Raw genomic sequence first — 17,192 nt, 5'->3', positions numbered from 1 at the left:
AAAACCCATATCGATTCTCCTTGTATCCTGTTTAAACCTATGTTTGATGGACGCTAAAACATAGTGATTAATTATTATGATAAGATTTCGCGTCTGACAGAGGTGCTAAGTGACATGTGGTCAGGGTGAACATCGATGCGTTTTGATAGACAACAGGGTTAATTTAGTATAGTTAACCTAACTGTAAATTTTTAGCGACTATTTGTCAAGCTAAAACAATACATTTAACATAGCTGGATACATCCGTTACATGTCGGATGATTGTGTAAAGAATAAAGCAACAAAAAACTTCAAAATCCCCCTTGCTTTCAGTTGAAAAGCACTGAAATAAGGAGGATTTTTAGGGTGCAAATAGTATTATGTTAGTAGAAAATCAAGGATATTGACAATTTTAATTCCGGAATAGTCATTAAAAACAGGGTTATCCATGGTAAGAATAAATTTAGGATAGTTATCGGAAATAGCTTCCAGGGGTCGCAATTCCCGCTGCCTGGTCGTTTCATCCAGAATGGTAGCCGAAACCTGATAATAATTTTTTTCATCAGATTTTGTTGCGACAAAATCGACTTCTAAGGTTCCGATTTTTCCAATCGTTACAGCATAACCTCGCCGTAAAAGCTCCAGATAAACGATGTTTTCCAGGACATGTCCATAATCAGTATTATACAGGCCAGTTAGCTGGTTACGCAGGCCCATATCCACCAGATAGTATTTCTCCAGAGTTTTGAGAAAAAGCTTGCCTTTGAGGTCATATCGATTGGCTTTATAAATAATAAAGGCATTTTCCAGCATTTTCAAGTAGTTGTCAATGGTTTCAGTGGTTACCTTCCGGCCGCTGCTGGTCAAGTAATCACTGATTTTCTTAGTTGACACAACATTGCCGATGTTGGCGGCGATATATTTCAAAATATTTTCGAGCAGAGCCGGATCCCGGATCTTATTTCGCTCAATGACATCCTTGATTAAAACCGTGTTGTAGACTCCTTCTAAAAAAGGGCCGATAGTGTCCGGCCGATCAAGCAGATCGGTGATGGTAGGAAGCCCACCGTATCTAAGATAGTTTGCGAACAATTGGGGAAGGGCCTCTTTGTTGTCTCCGGTAAAATCCAGATATTCCTTAAAGGATAGCGGCTGCATCTTAATTTCCACATACCGGCCGGATAGCAGGGTGGAAAGTTCGGAGGACAATAAATAGGCATTGGACCCGGTTAAATAAATATCAACATTGGCGTCCACCAAAAAGGAATTGACCACCTTTTCCCAAGACGGAATCTGCTGGATTTCATCCAGTAAAAGATAATGACATTCATCTTTATTGGTCAGACGATTCTGGATGAGCGTATGTAATTCCTTATAATTGGTAACGTCGTTAAACTCAAAGGATTCAAAATTCATGCGAATAATATAATCCGCTGAAATGCCGGTTTCAAGCAGGTGTTTTTCAAATAAATGTAACAGCGTGGATTTTCCGCAACGCCGGATCCCAGTTATCACTTTTATAAGTGGCTTGTCTCTGAATTGAATTAGTTTATTCAGGTATAGGTCTCTATTTTTCATTTTATCACCTCTATATTCGATTATAATCATAAATAGTTAAAAATACAATAATTTTCAGGATATAATCAAAGAACTTTAAGTTAATATTTGTGCGAAACCGGACAAGGAGATATTAAAATCAGTGCATGTAACCATTTGGTTTCATACGATAGGCTATTTTCCCCCCTACTGCTTAAAAGCAGTCTTTATAAAAAATTAAGCTTCCAAAACAGATAACGTTTCCATTGGTTATTTATTTAACAATCTATTCGATTTGTGTTATAATTCAAAAAAGATATAGAGTTACTAAAAATGCTGCCAGGGATCAACGGCGTTCAAAGCAACAATGCCAGTGATGCCGAATTCGATCCGTTTTCAGACTAAAAGTTTTGGAGGTCCAATCAATGATCGACACACATTTAAAAGAAGGAAAAGATGGAATACAAGTGGATGATGGCGTCAGAGAAATCAAGCTCTTCTGCAAAGTCTGTCCTCGTCAATGTGAAATGACCTTATTGATGGAAGGGATTTCGGTATTGATGGTAAAAGATGATGGCTGTAAAAAAGGCAGCAAGTTTGCCTATCGGGAAATGAAAAATCGAAAGATGCAGAAATATCAAAATGGAACGTGTTGCTGTGAAATGGACCCGATTGAAGAGGCTGTCTAAAGTGGTTAAAGTAGAATAAGAATATCGTTAAATATAGCACTCTCAATAAAAGGAACCCTCAACATTGTTGAGGGTTCCTTTTATTGAGGAGTTTTGAAATTTTTTAGTTTCAAGTAAGTAGACTCAGGTAAGATACCAATAATAATCTGACAAAGAGCCAGTCCCACCAGTCCCCCGAGGATAAAATGCAATGCTGGCATTTCCGGGAGCATATTTTTGCTGAAAAAATTGATAAGATTAAAAATGGCAAATAGCAGGATTCCAATTTTCAGTTCTTTTCTCATATTGGTTTTCATTTAATGAGCTCCATTTCTTTCACGGATTGTTCTGCACAAATCTTATTCGGGAATAAACCAGCACCGGTAGATCGGCTAGCATCATAAAACCAATGCTGCGTACGGCCCAATCCGGCAGGGGTAGGATTATCCAGTTAATGAACACCAACCCCAGACAAAACAGTATGATCATAACGGTAGCTGGAAATAGAATACGTTTTCTCATCAGCAGGCACCACTACATGGTTTTCGTACAATAAAGCTTAACCATGGCGCTGATCAATAGTTGAGCAGATACAGCGACGACCAGCGTATAAAAAACGACAATGTTAAAATACCCGGCAATTATGGCAGCAATAATCATCATGACAGAAGTAACTACAATCATTGGTGCACCAGCTTTATTACGGATTGCGATTAGCCGCTCGTCATGCTCCTTGTTGTACAATATTCTTAGCTTGGTCTCGTCATTGATTGTCAGACTCAGCTTGATGATATCAAAGACCGCCAGTCCGAAAATGCTGACAATCAGACCAAACTGGAATCCCGCCACAAAACCATCAGAGTGTGTTGCACTTGAGTGGTCCGTAATAATTATTGAATAAGTACTAAAAACCCCCAACACCATGGCAATAAATGCCATTCCTGAAGAAATTGCAATTCTTCGTTTAATCGTGGTTCTAAATTTTTCCATGATCCTGCCTCCTAAAATTCATTTAGTTCTGAAAAGTCAAAAACGTCTTCAATGGTCAGCCCGAAAAAATGGGCGATTTTGTAGGCCAGCACCAGAGAAGCAGTATATTTGCCCACTTCGATGGAGGTAATAGTCTGTCTGGTTGTTCCTACTTCCAGTGCCAGTTCTTCCTGAGATAGTTTTCGCTCTTTTCGTAATTCTTTTATTCGTGTTTTCATTGGTCACCTTCTACTAAATTGCATAGCATGCTTTGCACTATTAGTATAGTTCGCTTTGCATTAAATGTCAAGCGGGCTTTGCAAAAAAAATAAAATAACGATGCTACAATATTTAATTAACAAAAAACAACCAATTAAAATAAGAACACGGCTTATATCAATAAAAAAACAGCATTTATCCATATAACCATCACATTGCCCGCTTATAATTAAAATAAAAGAGACGGGTATCACAGAATTATTGTAAGATTCCCATTGCGATGCTAAAGGTTCTTCAACTGCCTGAGAATAAAAAGGACTTAAAAAATGCTTCGTAAAAATATTTTAAAAAGAGAGAAATGAGAGGATGTTTAATGAAAAAACTAAAGATTTTCATACCATTTTTATTGTTTATCATGGTAGTGGTTGCCGGATGCAGTTTGGATTCCGAGACAGCACCGGCAGAAACCACTGCGGCGGCGGTGATAGAAACCGCCTCAGTTTTAACCGCAGCAGTATCACCCACATCGACAATTGTTGTCGATCCGGAGTTTACTGATCGCGATCAGAAAACAACCTATGATGACACCAGTGCAGTTACTGTAACTCTGGATGGCAGTGACATTCAGGTAACCGGTGACGGTGCCACCGCCAGTAATGGCGTGCTTACCATTACGAAAGAAGGGACTTATGTGGTCACCGGGAATTTGACGGACGGGCAGATCGTCGTGGCAGCGGCCGATAGCGATAAGATTCAGATTGTGCTAAGTGGCGCGACCATCAATTGTTCAGACAATGCCCCGATCTATGTAAAAAGTGCCGACAAGGTATTTGTAACATTGAATGAAAACACCGTCAATACCTTAACCGATAGTGGTACCTATGTTCAGACCGATGAAAATAATGTTGATGGGGTTATTTTCAGCAAAGAAGATTTGACCATCAATGGCGAAGGAACCCTAAATATTACAACAAGTGATAACCACGGGATTGTGTCAAAAGATGATCTGGTGATTAGCGGAGGTATTTATAATATCACCTCAGCAGATGATGCGTTCAGTGGTAAAAACAGTGTCAAAATAAAAGATGGTGTCATTACCATTGATTCTTCAGCAGGCAAGGGGATGACCTCAAAGAATGCTGATGATAACACAAAAGGCTATGTCTACATTTGTGGCGGGACGATTACCATTAAAAACAGCACCGAGGGGATTGAAGGGACTGCGATTATTGTAGAAGACGGAACCATTAATATTACTTCATCGGATGACGGGCTTAATGGCGCCAGTGCCAGTGCCGCAGAAACCGATACCGGTGTAAAAGGCGGTGGTGCTGCGATGCAAAATGACTCAAACGTCTATGTTTCAATTTCCGGCGGCACTATCGATGTTAATGCAGCCGGAGACGGACTCGATAGCAACGGGAATCTCTATATTTCCGGTGGCACGGTGACGGTCAGTGGCCCCACCAATAGCGGCAATGGCGCCCTGGATTATAATGGCAGCGCCGATGTCAGTGGCGGAACCGTGGTTATTGCCGGTAGTACCGGAATGGCTCAATCATTTTCAGAAACATCGACCCAGGCATCATTGCTTTATAACCTCACATCATCCTGTGCAGCGGGGACAGAAGTAAAGTTAACCGATGCCAGTGGCAATAAGGTGGTTTCCTATACGCCGGATAAAACCTATCAATCGGTGGTGATCAGCACCCCAGATTTGGTCCAGGGTTCCACTTATACACTAACCTGTGGCAGCCAGACGGTGGAAATCCCCCTGACGGGCGTGGTTACCAGTAATGGCCAGACCGGCATGGGTGGGCCGGGCCAGGGTGGTCAGGGTCAACCCGGTCAGGGCGGTCAAAGACCGCAATAGATAAATATTTTTCTAAGAATTAAGAAAAGGCATGCTTCTTTTAATCAAAGGACATGCTTTTTTTTGAGTGGATCTAAGTGATAACAGCCAGTAATTCGAATTCAAACCAGATGCAATTGCGGCAGAATAATGATATGATTTAATTAAGGATTAGTACCTAATCAAATTGGATGACTTTCCCGATGCTTTCGGGAGGATTGGAGTAAGTGTGAACTGGGACTGTTTAATTGTCGATGATGAAATAGAACTTGCCAAAGCGACCTGTGAATATTTTGAAATGTTTGGCGTGACCTGCGCCTTTGTGACCAATTTTAATGATTGTGTTTTGTTCATGGAAAGCAACCTGGTTAAACTGATTTTGCTGGATATCAATCTGGGAAATGACAGTGGGTTTGAATTGTGTAAGGCACTCCGCCAAAAAACGGATATCCCGATTCTTTTTATCAGCGCCCGCCAGAGTGATGATGATGTTCTGATTGCCCTTAATATTGGTGGGGATGACTATATCAAAAAACCCTATTCTCTGAGTGTTTTGCTGGCCAAGGTAAAGGTGATTATCAAGCGGTATGAAGGTGCGGCTAAAAAATCTGGGCGAAGCGATACGGTCGGTTCTGAGGATCAAGAGAAAAACAACTATAGCAACCTGAGAATTGACAAGGATGCCATGAAAGTCTATCGGGATGGAAAAGACGTGGGTTTTAAAACAAAGGAATTCAAGCTGTTTTTATACCTCTATGAAAATAAAAACCGGGTGATTGCTAAAGACGAGTTATTTAAAATGATCTGGGGAGATGCATTTTTTAGTGATGGCACCCTGAATGTCCATATCCGCAAAATCCGTGAGAAAATCGAAGAAAACCCGAATCAACCCAAATATATTAAAACCATCTGGGGCACCGGATATATGTTTGAAACCCGGGAAAACGGATAGCTTTGGTCTTTATTATTCAGATACAAAACGATCAGTTGAGGAAATAGATGAAAATAAGAAATATCGTTATCCTGTTTACGGTACTGATGATGGCCATTTATATAGCCGCAGTCATCACGATAAATACCACCCAGATTAATCAGGTGAACGTCGCAGAGATTAACCACGTTGTTAAAACGATTGAAAAAGAGTGGACCCAAGGTGAGGTAGAAAAATCCGGTACGATTGCGGAGATGTCTTACCGGATCACTCTTGTTGCAGATGAAAACTATCAGGCGCTTCTGTTTGATGGCATCAAGAATCGTCAGACCATCATGGATTTGACTACATCTGATGGCCGACAAGAGGTGTTAGGTAAGATCATCTTTCTAACCAACGGCAGTGAAGAAGTAGTCATGAAAACAAATCTGCTGACAATAATCTCCTTTACCTTTGGCATTATGTTGATGATGGTTTATCTGGTTTTGGGGTTGGTGTATACTTCTGTTCTTCGGCCCTTTGGAGTGATGAAACAGTTTGCCCGGAAGGTTGCCGATGGTGATCTGGAATTTCGGCTACCGATGGATCGAGGCAATTACTTTGGCGCCTTCACTGAAAGTTTTGATCTGATGCGGGAAGAACTAAAAAAGGCCCGACAGGGAGAATATGCGGCCAATATCAGCAAAAAAGAGTTGGTGGCGGAACTATCCCACGATATTAAAACACCGGTGGCGACCATTAAGGCCATTTGTGAGCTCCTGGAGATCAAACTGGCAACTGTGAAAAGTGAGGATTTACCGGAGTCAACTGCGGTAATGACGCTCACCGAAAGCATCGAAAAAATCACCGTGATCGATTCCAAAGCAGATATTATTGATGCGCTGATTAGCAATCTCTTCCACGCAACCCTGGAAGAACTGGAAATGCTAGCGGTTCATGTGAGTGAACAGCCCAGTACTATCCTGATCCAGATGTTTAAGGATATGGATCATTTTGGGAAGATCAGCTTAAAAAATGATTTGGTCGAATGTCTGATTTGTTGTGATCCGCTGCGACTGGAGCAGGTGATTGACAATGTTATCAGTAACGCTTATAAATATGCCGATACTGCTATCGACATTTGGTTTAATCTGGACAAAAATAAGCAGTATCTGGAAGTCAAAATCCGAGATTATGGGGATGGGGTGAATCCCGATGAATGCCCGCTGGTGTTTGAAAAGTTTTTTCGCGGTTCTGGAGAAGCGGTTCAAAACACCCCGGGATCTGGGCTGGGACTTTATCTGGCCCGGCAGTTTATGACCGGTATGGATGGCAGCATCCATTGTTATAATGCGGATGGGTTCGTTGTTGAGTTGTGTATCAAGGTGGTTTAAGGTCGTCTTATTATAAAAAAAAGACTCGTTAAGAAACAGATAAGGATTTAATAAGAGTTGGTAAAAGACCGGTTAAGAACAGTTGACATATAATAGGGCCATGGAAAGCCAAAGCGGACCATGGTCTTTTATCATCGGGATTAAGACCGATTTAATTAATCGGGAGGAAAATAATGAAGCACACCATTTTAAAGGCGGAAATGCTCAGTAAAACCTATTCAAACGGCAGCATCATGCAGCATGTTCTAAAAAATCTCAACTTAGAAATTAATGGCGGAGACTTTACGGTCATCATGGGGAGCTCGGGTTCGGGAAAGTCCACCCTGCTTTATGCGCTTTCCGGGATGGATAAGCCGAGCCTGGGAACCATTGATTTTAGAGGTGAGGAGATCTCAAACTATTCCAATGACAAACTGGCGGTATTTCGGCGTAAGCATTGCGGATTTGTGTTTCAGCAGATCTATCTCAATGATACCATGACGGTGCTCGATAATATTATGATTTCAGGCCTGCTGGTCAGCCGCGACAAAAAGGCCATTGCTGCTCGGGCCAGGGAACTGCTGCAGCAGGTGGGACTAAATGATGCGTGCTATCACAAATATCCGTCTCAGCTTTCCGGCGGCGAAGCCCAACGGGTGGCGATTGTTCGAGCGCTAATCAATGCCCCGGAAATCGTCTTTGCGGATGAACCCACCGGGGCCCTTAATTCGACCAATGCCATCAATGTGCTGGATGTGCTGACCGAGGTGAACGCCTCGGGCCAGAGTATCATCATGGTGACCCATGATATCAAAACGGCCCGCCGGGCCAACCGCATCCTTTATTTAAAAGATGGGGTCATCATCGATGAGCTGAGTCTCGGCACCTATGTTAAAGACGATCCGGAACGACATAAAATCCTGCGCGAATTTCTGGAAAGAATGGGTTGGTAGCCATGAACATTCGGATGATTGCGACCAATAATATTAAAAAAGCCAAGGTGGCTACGGCCACCCTGATCATTCTGATTGCCATCGCCGCCATTCTTCTCTATGTGGGAATCAGCGTCCTTTCAAATCTGGGAACCTTTATCGATGTAAAAAATACCCAGAACAATGGGGCTCATTTTGTTTCGATTACCGATGGCACCAACGATCAGGAGATTCAGGCCATTTATGAAGCCAGTGAAACCTACGATTATGGTGAAAGAGAACCGGGAATTATGTCCTTAGCATCTAAGTTTCAGGATGTGAGTATCGGGGAGAAGGCTTACAGTATCTCCTCGCTGTTCTTAAATTTGGATACCAGCCGTAAAATATCTCAGGTGGATTTAATTGATGAGGCGGCGGTAATGCCGGAAAATGGGGTGGTCGTTCCTTATATTTTAAAGGTTGCCAATGGTTACAAAACCGGAGACATTTTGAAATTTATGGTGGATGACGCCAGCATTGATCTTGAAATCGCCGGGTTTTATGAAGATTTGATGTTTGCCAGTCCGTCAAATGTGAGTATGTATAAATTATTCGTGGGAGATCAGCAGTTTAATGAACTAATCGCACAACCGGAGTTTGGCTTAACGGTTAGTTATAGTGCTGTAATTCTGGACGATATCAATGATGCCGAAGCCTTTGAATCGCAATATATCGAAAAAACAAGGACCCTTATCCCAGATGGCAACGGCAATTTTAGTCTCGTATATGGAAGCATGAAGATTGGGGTCGCTATTTTTATCAATATTATTATGGCGGTGCTACTGTCGTTCTCGCTTATTATATTAGCCATTGCAGCCATTGTCATAAAGTTTTCAACCATCACCCATATTGAGAATAACATTAAAAATATCGGAACCCTGGAAGCAATGGGCTATACCACCCACCAGATCATTTGTGCCACGCTGCTGGAATACCTGATCATTTCCATAGTCGGTTTTATCGTAGGACTAGGGGCATCATTTTTTATTTCACCGGTAATTACCAATGTGGTGTCCTCGTCAATTGGGTTGAGCTGGACCATGGGAATCTATCCGGTCGCTGTTATCGTCAGCCTCGGCATGGTCATGATTTTGGTGCTGGGAATTGCCTATTTCAGTGCTTTTAAGATTAAACGGATCACCCCGTTAACGGCCCTGAGAAACGGCGTGCAAACCCATCATTTCGAAAAAAACAGAATTCCGCTGGAGCAGACAAAACTGAGCCTAAATCCGGCAATGGGATTAAAAATGCTGATTCAAAACAAAAGGCAGAATTTGATTGCCGGCGTCATTATCATGCTGCTGAGTCTGGTAACGGTATTTTCATTGGCGGCTTATTACAACTTTTCGGTGGATCAAACAGCCATGATAAAATTAATTGGACTAGAAACAGCGGATGTTCAGGTGTCAGTATCGGACAATGAAGCGGAAATATTCGCAGAAATTGAGGAAATGCAAGGTGTTGACGAGGTGATCAAGCTCACTTTCTTTGAGAGTATTATTAAGTATGAGGGAAAAGAAAGTGGAGCGAATACGAGAATAACAGAAGATTATGAACGACTGAAGGTTGATACCTGCGTGAAGGGGAGAATGCCGGTAAATGATAATGAGATTGCCATCACGAGTATCGTTCTAAATAGTATTGGTGCGAAGATGGGAGATACGGTATCCATTGACTACAATGGTTTAACACGAGAATATCTGGTGGTCGGGATCATCCAGCAGTTTAACATGCTTGGGAAAGGAGCCGCTATCACTACTGCCGGGATGAAAAAACTGGTGCCGTCCTTTGAGGAGAAAAATCTGATGATTTATCTGGGCGATGGTCTGGATACGGAAAAATTTGTAACCAAACTAAACAATCAATACATGGATCAGAATATCCAAAGCGTCAGCTATTTTGAATCCATTGAAATGATGCTCAATTCTTTTGAAGCGTCAGTACAAATTGTTGTCGTCGGCTGTTTGGGCGTCATTGCGGTAATCATTGTGTTTATTTTGTTTCTTGTTGTTCGGGTACGGCTATTAAGAGAGCGGACCCGGCTGGGAGTTTCTAAGGCCCTGGGCTTTACCTCTAGTCAGCTGATCGGTCAGATTTTAATCAGTGAAATGCCAGTCATTATCGGTGCTTCGATGGTGGGAGCCGTCGCTGGTTATTTCACCACCAATCCGCTGCTGGCCTTGATGCTTTCGGCCAACGGGATTCTTAACTGTGATTTTTATGTTGATCCTAGCATGGTGCTTCTTACTCCGATCGGAATCAGCTTGATCGGGCTGGCGACGGTACTGATTGTTTCCGGCAAGATCAGAAAAATCAGCCCCTGCAAGATGTTTGAAGAAACAACGGACTAAAAAACTAACGTAAATGAGAAGTACTGATATTCTCATATGTGACTAGGAAATCCCAGGAAACAGCAGCGTGATGCTCCTGATGAAAAATGTATTTACAAACGAGGACCGATATGCTATTATGACCATAAGTCACATGACTAATGGTCATGATTTGCGTGGAGGGAAAATTTTAATGCCAAAAAGCACATTTTTTAACTTACCGGAGGAAAAGAAAGACAAGATCATCGCCGTTGCGATTGATGAATTTGCTCAAAATCATTATGAAAAAGTAACCATTAATAAGATTGTTAAACAAGCAGAAATTCCCAAGGGAAGCTTCTACCAATATTTTGAAAATAAAGATGATGTGTACATTTTTTTGTTTAGCCAAATTGGAAACTCAAAAAAAAATAACCTTGAGGAATTAAAAGATAGAAGTAGTCAATTGGATTTTAAATCCTATGTTATGTTACTGCTTGAAGCAGGAAATCAGTTTGGAAATGAGGATTTAAGAATTTTAGAGCTAAAAAATCGTTTTATTAATGAATGCCCGCAAGAAATTAGAAAGAAAATACTAAGTAATGAATTTCCCAAAAGTTATCAATTGCTTGCGGACGTGATCCGATTGTATATAAAAAAAGGGGAATTACGGGAAAACCTGGATGTCGAAATGGTTGCTTACATCGTTACCCAAGGTCTGGCAAATATCGAATTTTATCAAAACGCTGGCTCAAGCATTAAAGACTTAGGGAGGCGGATATTGGACGTTGTCATTGAAGGGATACAGACCGAATCAGGAGGGGAAAATAAGAAGGGAGAATAGACCATGTTAACCAGGCAAGAGTTAGTTCAAGCTGAAAAATACCTAAAACTAAATGAATCCGGTGAGTTTGTCATTGATACCGATGAGGACCTGGAAATCATCGATTTTCATACGCATATGTGCAATGTTCTGCCGATTAAGCATAGTAATCCAAAGTCAAAAGGAAATAAACTTACATTTCCGACGCTTCCGCCAATTGAAAAAACAGACTTTTCAGTGCCTTACTGGACAAAAGAAGAACTAAATATTAATAGGAAAGGCATAATGCCAATATTTCACTATGCACAAAATGCCTATGCGGTGCTGCAGGACATGAAAAAAGGCGGGACTTATGATAATTGTTTTAAGTCTCAAGCGGATAATAAGATTGGCATCAATGTGGTGCTACCATTAAGTACAAAAAAATGCGATTGTTCACCAGAGGCCCTGAGAATTGTCGCCGATTATCCGAACCGCTTTATAGCATTTTGTTCGGTTCATCCTGATGATCCGGAGATGGAGGAAAAAATAGTAAAATACAAAGCCCTTGGTGCAAAAGGCTTTAAACTAAAGATATCAGATATTGAGCTTAAAAATGATTTCAAGCCGTTAATAAGGCTGTTTAGAACCTGTCATGAAGCAGAATTGCCGGTTATCTTGCATACCGGGTCAATTCCGGTGGATCAGGAAAGGACCTCTAAATTGCTATGGAAGTTTTTAAGGTCAACCCGGGTCGAATTATTTGGTCGTCTGCTTGAGGAAATGCCAAAAGATTTTGTCTTTATCTTCGGACATAGCGGGGTCTGCGAATATAAACGTGTCGCCGAATATTTAAAAAGATTTCCGGCAACTTATGCAGAAGTGTCAAGCCAATCCCAGCATAGCATCAAGTATTTAATTGATGAGGTCGGTTATGAACAGTTGTTATTTGGCTCAGACTGGCCGGCCTTACCCCAGGCAATCACCCTTTCGCGCGTACTAATGGCGACGGCAGAAAATAAAGAAGCAAAAGATCATATACTAAGTAAAAATGCTAAAAGACTACTAAATCAAGCATAAGATAATTATTCAAAGCCATGATGCCATTTGCGGCATCATGGCTTTTTTTCAAGAAGGGATTAATTTTATCGAGCACTCTGATATAATAAAAAAATGATTGGAAATATTAGGATTGAAATAATGAAGGGGTGGTGCTTGAGATATGCCATTTGAAATCATCCGAAACGATATTACTAAAATGATGGTGGACATTATTGTCAATGCCGCCAACACTGGTCTGAAAATGGGCGGCGGCGTCTGCGGCGCGATCTTTGCCGCGGCCGGGGCGGACCAGCTCCAGGCGGAGTGTGACCGGATTGGTGGCTGCGCGGTGGGTGAGGCGGTGATCACCGACGGTTATCGGTTACCGGCAAAGCGCATCATCCACACCGTCGGGCCGGTCTGGCAGGGCGGTGGTGCCAACGAGGCCAGGCTGCTGCATCGGGCCTATACCAGTTCCCTGCAGCTGGCGCTGAAACAGGATTGTAAAACGATTGCCTTTCCGCTGATTTCATCGGGCATCTATGGCTATCCCAAGGATCAGGCCTTAAAGATTGCGGTGGCAGCCATCGCGGAATTTTTGCGGGAACATGAGATGTTGGTTTATCTGGTGGTTTTTGATAAAAAGGCCTTCGTCGTCAACGATGTGGTTTGCGAAATGCGGGCTAGTAACCCCCATACCAGCTAGCTGGAAGGCAGAAATTGAAGCAGACTTTGAACAGAGGAAGAATAAGAATAATTAAAAACGAATACTAACAGTATATAGCATCGTGCTATTGCTGTTAGTATTTTTTGCGATTAAATATACAGAACTTAAAACACGCCCATACTTTATTATTGAATTATTCAATAATAAAGTATGGCTTGAATTCAAAGCCAACTTTATCAATAACTTCCTTACTTTTTTTAATTACTTCGGCAATTCTTTTTTCATCAACACGCATAAACCGAAAATTCATTTGCACGATATAATCAAGACACTCTTCCAAAGTACACTTTAGCATATTATTAATAAAATCGATTATGATCGCATGAGATGCTGCGGTAGCACCCCTTGCCAGCATGCTGATTTCATCATTTTGACGGTTGATGTTAAGGTGATATTGGCGGTCGTGGATTTTATAAAAACTTTTATAGTGTGGTGTAAACATATCTTCATAGTGTCCATCAGCACTTTCTCTAATATAGCGGGAAACTTTTGGATCCTGCAAAATCAAAGCTGTCGAAAGCCTTATTTCAATGGCCGTACTTAATTGTAAATCAAATTTATTGTTGCAAAAATATGTCTGATAGAGTTTAAAAGAAATGATGTTTTTGTTTCTAACAGAAAAAGTTTCTGTCACTTCTTTGGCCAATGAAGATTTCGTTTTAAAATGATAAGAAATCAAAGATTTCGTTATATTTAAAACTTCGGCTATTTGGTAAAAGTAGGTATCATCATAACCGTGTTCATAAAATAATTGAGTTGCCGTAGTTAAGATATTTTCACGTTGAGTCGACATGGATGCTCCTGTAATGATAGATTTTTTAACATTATATCAAAGAGTGTATTTTTTTTCAAAAGAAAACGAGCTGAACATGTTCAGAATTTTATTGACAATAAAATCGTAAAGCGTTACAATACACATAAAATTGAACATGTTCAGCAAATAAAGGTAAGGAGAAAGAAAATGTCAAAAATTGAAGAAGTAAAAGCAAAGGTAGAAATCGGAAAAACCAAACTCGTACCGGCTCTGGTACAAGAAGCTTTAGATGAAGGCAGTACACCTGCTATGATCCTCCAGGCAATGGTAGATTCTATGGGTGTTGTCGGAGACAAATTTTCTAAAGGCGAAATTTTCGTACCGGAGATGCTCATAGCTGCTAAAGCAATGGCAAAAGGCGTCGACGTTTTGAGACCACTTTTAGCAGGGGATAGCGAAACTTCATTGGGAACCTGCATTATTGGCACGGTTGCTGGCGATTTACATGACATCGGAAAAAATCTGGTTGCTATGATGATCGAGAGCGCTGGATTTACCATGGTTGACCTTGGGGTCGATGTACCAGCAGAAAAATTTGTTGAAGCAATCAAAGAAAACGAAAGGGTAACACTAGTTGCCTGCTCGGGTCTTTTGACCACAACTATGCCGGCACTTAAAGAAGCGGTACAAACCATCAAAGCTGCTTATCCTGATCAAAAGGTAATTGTTGGTGGTGCACCGGTTACCCCGGAATATGCGGCAGAAATCGGAGCCGATGGATTTGCACCAGATGCCGGCAGTGCCGCTGTCAAAGCAAAAGAAATCATCAGTGTTTAAGATTATGTTGATGAGAAGTGCATCTTTAAATTTTAACAGGAGGAATTAGAATGCTTACAAAAAAACAAAATTTATTAGAGACTATAAAGGGCGGTAAACCGGACCGCTTTGTAAAACAGTATGAATTTCTTAATATGATTTTTGAAGCGGCATTCCAGATGACGGGTATTCCGATGATGCCAGGTCCAACCAGCAAAGATATCTGGGGAATTACATGGACATTTATGGAAGGACAAATTGGTGGATTCCCAGTACATGATGAAGAACATCTCGTCATAAAAGACATTACAAAATGGAAGGAATATGTAAAGAAGCCTTTAATACCAACGGATGATGAATCTTGGGCACCGGCGATTGCGCATGCCAATGCAATCAATCGAAATGAAGAGTTTGTTACGGCAATGTATGCTCCGGGATTATTTGAAATGACTCATCACATGATGGGGATGGAGAATTCATTAATGGCTTTTTATGAAGAACCGGAAGCAATGCATGAACTGATTAATTACATTACAGAATTTGAATTGGAATTTGCTGAAATACTAATCGATCGGATCCATCCGGATGCTCTTTTCCACCATGATGATTGGGGTAGTCAGATATCTTCATTTCTTTCTCCGTCAATGTTCCAAGAGTTCTTCGTACCGGCGTACAAAAAAATCTACGGTTATTATAAAGCCAACGGGGTGGAGCTGATTGTTCACCATAGTGATTCCTATGCTGCAAACCTCGTTCCAGCAATGATTGAGATGGGTATCGATATTTTTCAGGGAGTTATGAATACAAACAATATTCCAGAACTGATTAATAATTATGGTCGTCAGATATCCTTTATGGGTGGACTTCATAGCGGCGAACTGGATTTCCCGGATTGGACACCTGAAAGAATTGCAGAGGATGTCGAGCGTGCTTGCAAAGCGAATGGTAAGTCGTTCTATATTCCTTGTATAACTCACGGCGGGGCAATGAGTCATTTTCCAGGAGTATATGAAGAAATAGATAAGCAGATTGATAAAATGAGTAAAGAAATGTTCTAGCATTATCCCTAAAGATGATGATACGTAAAACACTCAATCGCATTCGTTATTATGTGAAATAAATAATTTGAAGAGGAAGAGTATGATAAAAAGAGTAGAATTTTCAAAAGCTGAATTAGAACCAACGGGTGAGTATCCAAGCCTATTTCCGGGAGTACCGGCAACGCCAATCTATAATACGCCAATTACACCAAAAGAGAACTACAAGGCTCTATACAAAGGTGAAAAACCGCTATGGTTGCCAAATTATTATGACCTTACTACATTATGCCCAGCTTGTTATCCAGATGCAATTGCCAGAGGCTTTATCGTTAGCGCTGAATCGGGTGATTATATGGATGACAGCCAAAAAGGTGGAAAAGATTGTTTTGGTGTTGAGTGGGTTTATGAACCTTCAGCGATGGGATCGATGGTAATACCGGGAAACCCAACACTTAGAAATATATCCGAGTGGCGAGATAAAATCATCCTGCCGGATGTTGACTCGTGGGATTGGGCTCAAAGCGCAAAACGGAATAAAGACTATGCATATAATAGCTCTAATCTAGTTCAGGCCTGGATATTCACAGGGTTTTTCGAACGATTGATCTCACTACTGGATTTTGAAAATGCAGCAATAACAATGATTGATGATGAAGTTGAAGATGCAGTTCATGATTTTTTTGCAGAATGTGTCAAAATATACAAAAAAATGATAAAACACTATCAGGTCGATTTTAATGCTGATGTGATTTATTTTCATGACGATTGGGGAACTTCACAAAATTCCTTCTTTTCGTTGGAAGCATGCCGCAACTTAATCGTTCCGCACTTGAAAGACGTTGTTGATTATGCCCATGAACTGGGACTCTTTGTTGAATTACACAATTGCGGTAAAAGTGGAAAGCTGGTTCCAGCTATGATTGAAGCAGGCGTGGATGCATGGACACCACAAGAAATCAATGATTTTGGCAGTTTGTATAAACAGTTCGGGGGCAAGATCATGTTAGGTGCATACCATCAGGTACCAATAGATGTTGATGAAGCAGCGGCAATTGAGACGGGAAGAGAATTTGTTAAAAAATATGCCGGGGCAATCCCAGAAAAACCCGTTTTTTCGGGTGATTATGCAATTCACATCAAAACAAGAGAAGCCTTATACGAAGAAAGTCGAAAATACTTGAGTGAGTAAGATTAACAGCAATGAATCAGTTAAGATAATCGTTGCG

General features: G+C 41.1%; 18 protein-coding genes. 12 read left to right on the top strand and 6 right to left on the bottom strand.

The annotated features are described in order from the left end of the window. Positions 1–357 precede the first annotated feature (357 nt). Positions 358–1,557: an ATP-binding protein gene (locus U2P91_RS05210; protein WP_322519200.1), complete on the bottom strand. Its 1,200-nt coding sequence runs from the start codon at positions 1,555–1,557 to the stop codon at positions 358–360. A 383-nt stretch (positions 1,558–1,940) separates the two neighbouring features. Between U2P91_RS05210 and U2P91_RS05205 the strand changes: the two genes are divergently transcribed. Beyond that, complete coding sequence (locus U2P91_RS05205) at positions 1,941–2,204, top strand: hypothetical protein (RefSeq protein ID WP_322519199.1); 264 nt, start codon at positions 1,941–1,943, stop codon at positions 2,202–2,204. 80 nt (positions 2,205–2,284) lie between these two features. Here the strand turns inward: U2P91_RS05205 and U2P91_RS05200 are convergent, their stop codons facing one another. The 4 genes from U2P91_RS05200 to U2P91_RS05185 are packed head-to-tail and all read right to left on the bottom strand — an operon-like array spanning position 2,285 to position 3,391. Beyond that, positions 2,285–2,500, bottom strand: coding sequence for a hypothetical protein (locus U2P91_RS05200; protein WP_322519198.1), 216 nt, complete (start codon positions 2,498–2,500; stop codon positions 2,285–2,287). Between the two features lie 19 nt (positions 2,501–2,519). Continuing rightward, a complete protein-coding gene (locus U2P91_RS05195; RefSeq protein ID WP_322519197.1) occupies positions 2,520–2,705 on the bottom strand; it encodes a hypothetical protein in 186 nt (61 codons plus the stop codon). Between the two features lie 12 nt (positions 2,706–2,717). Then, positions 2,718–3,173: a hypothetical protein gene (locus U2P91_RS05190; RefSeq protein WP_111888427.1), complete on the bottom strand. Its 456-nt coding sequence runs from the start codon at positions 3,171–3,173 to the stop codon at positions 2,718–2,720. Positions 3,174–3,184: 11 nt separating this feature from the next. Beyond that, entirely contained in the window at positions 3,185–3,391 is a 207-nt protein-coding gene (locus tag U2P91_RS05185) for a helix-turn-helix transcriptional regulator (RefSeq protein ID WP_111888426.1), read from the bottom strand. Positions 3,392–3,744: 353 nt separating this feature from the next. Between U2P91_RS05185 and U2P91_RS05180 the strand changes: the two genes are divergently transcribed. The 8 genes from U2P91_RS05180 (at position 3,745) to U2P91_RS05145 (ending at position 13,335) form a co-directional block, all read left to right on the top strand. Continuing rightward, the gene (locus U2P91_RS05180; protein ID WP_322519196.1) at positions 3,745–5,244 is read left to right on the top strand and encodes a carbohydrate-binding domain-containing protein; all 1,500 of its coding nucleotides are present in this window, start codon (positions 3,745–3,747) and stop codon (positions 5,242–5,244) included. A 208-nt stretch (positions 5,245–5,452) separates the two neighbouring features. After that, complete coding sequence (locus U2P91_RS05175; protein WP_322519195.1) at positions 5,453–6,175, top strand: response regulator transcription factor; 723 nt, start codon at positions 5,453–5,455, stop codon at positions 6,173–6,175. 47 nt (positions 6,176–6,222) lie between these two features. Continuing rightward, the gene (locus U2P91_RS05170; RefSeq protein WP_322519194.1) at positions 6,223–7,527 is read left to right on the top strand and encodes a HAMP domain-containing sensor histidine kinase; all 1,305 of its coding nucleotides are present in this window, start codon (positions 6,223–6,225) and stop codon (positions 7,525–7,527) included. A gap of 173 nt (positions 7,528–7,700) precedes the next feature. Further along, positions 7,701–8,459 (top strand): ABC transporter ATP-binding protein, encoded by a 759-nt coding sequence (locus tag U2P91_RS05165; protein WP_322519193.1) that lies wholly within the window; start codon positions 7,701–7,703, stop codon positions 8,457–8,459. A 2-nt stretch (positions 8,460–8,461) separates the two neighbouring features. Continuing rightward, on the top strand, positions 8,462–10,828 hold the full coding sequence (locus U2P91_RS05160) for an ABC transporter permease (RefSeq protein ID WP_322519192.1): 2,367 nt from the start codon (positions 8,462–8,464) through the stop codon (positions 10,826–10,828). Between the two features lie 79 nt (positions 10,829–10,907). Beyond that, a complete protein-coding gene (locus tag U2P91_RS05155; protein WP_322519191.1) occupies positions 10,908–11,630 on the top strand; it encodes a TetR/AcrR family transcriptional regulator in 723 nt (240 codons plus the stop codon). Between the two features lie 3 nt (positions 11,631–11,633). Continuing rightward, positions 11,634–12,668 carry an amidohydrolase family protein gene (locus U2P91_RS05150; RefSeq protein WP_322519190.1) on the top strand — a complete coding sequence of 345 codons (1,035 nt, stop codon included), beginning with the start codon at positions 11,634–11,636 and terminating at the stop codon, positions 12,666–12,668. 142 nt (positions 12,669–12,810) lie between these two features. Then, positions 12,811–13,335 (top strand): macro domain-containing protein, encoded by a 525-nt coding sequence (locus U2P91_RS05145; protein WP_322519189.1) that lies wholly within the window; start codon positions 12,811–12,813, stop codon positions 13,333–13,335. A 154-nt stretch (positions 13,336–13,489) separates the two neighbouring features. Here the strand turns inward: U2P91_RS05145 and U2P91_RS05140 are convergent, their stop codons facing one another. Further along, positions 13,490–14,149, bottom strand: coding sequence for a helix-turn-helix domain-containing protein (locus tag U2P91_RS05140; RefSeq protein ID WP_322519188.1), 660 nt, complete (start codon positions 14,147–14,149; stop codon positions 13,490–13,492). Between the two features lie 168 nt (positions 14,150–14,317). Between U2P91_RS05140 and U2P91_RS05135 the strand changes: the two genes are divergently transcribed. The 3 genes from U2P91_RS05135 (at position 14,318) to U2P91_RS05125 (ending at position 17,155) form a co-directional block, all read left to right on the top strand. After that, positions 14,318–14,947 carry a corrinoid protein gene (locus U2P91_RS05135; RefSeq protein WP_026393360.1) on the top strand — a complete coding sequence of 210 codons (630 nt, stop codon included), beginning with the start codon at positions 14,318–14,320 and terminating at the stop codon, positions 14,945–14,947. Between the two features lie 50 nt (positions 14,948–14,997). Then, positions 14,998–15,984, top strand: coding sequence for a uroporphyrinogen decarboxylase family protein (locus tag U2P91_RS05130; protein ID WP_026393361.1), 987 nt, complete (start codon positions 14,998–15,000; stop codon positions 15,982–15,984). A gap of 82 nt (positions 15,985–16,066) precedes the next feature. Next, positions 16,067–17,155: a uroporphyrinogen decarboxylase family protein gene (locus U2P91_RS05125; protein WP_322519187.1), complete on the top strand. Its 1,089-nt coding sequence runs from the start codon at positions 16,067–16,069 to the stop codon at positions 17,153–17,155. Positions 17,156–17,192: the final 37 nt, after the last annotated feature.

This window comes from Acetobacterium sp. K1/6 (assembly GCF_034438075.1).
In the GTDB taxonomy this organism is placed as follows: domain Bacteria; phylum Bacillota; class Clostridia; order Eubacteriales; family Eubacteriaceae; genus Acetobacterium; species Acetobacterium carbinolicum.
Note: the sequence above shows the minus strand (reverse complement) of the source record. Positions and strands in the feature narration are given on the sequence as shown.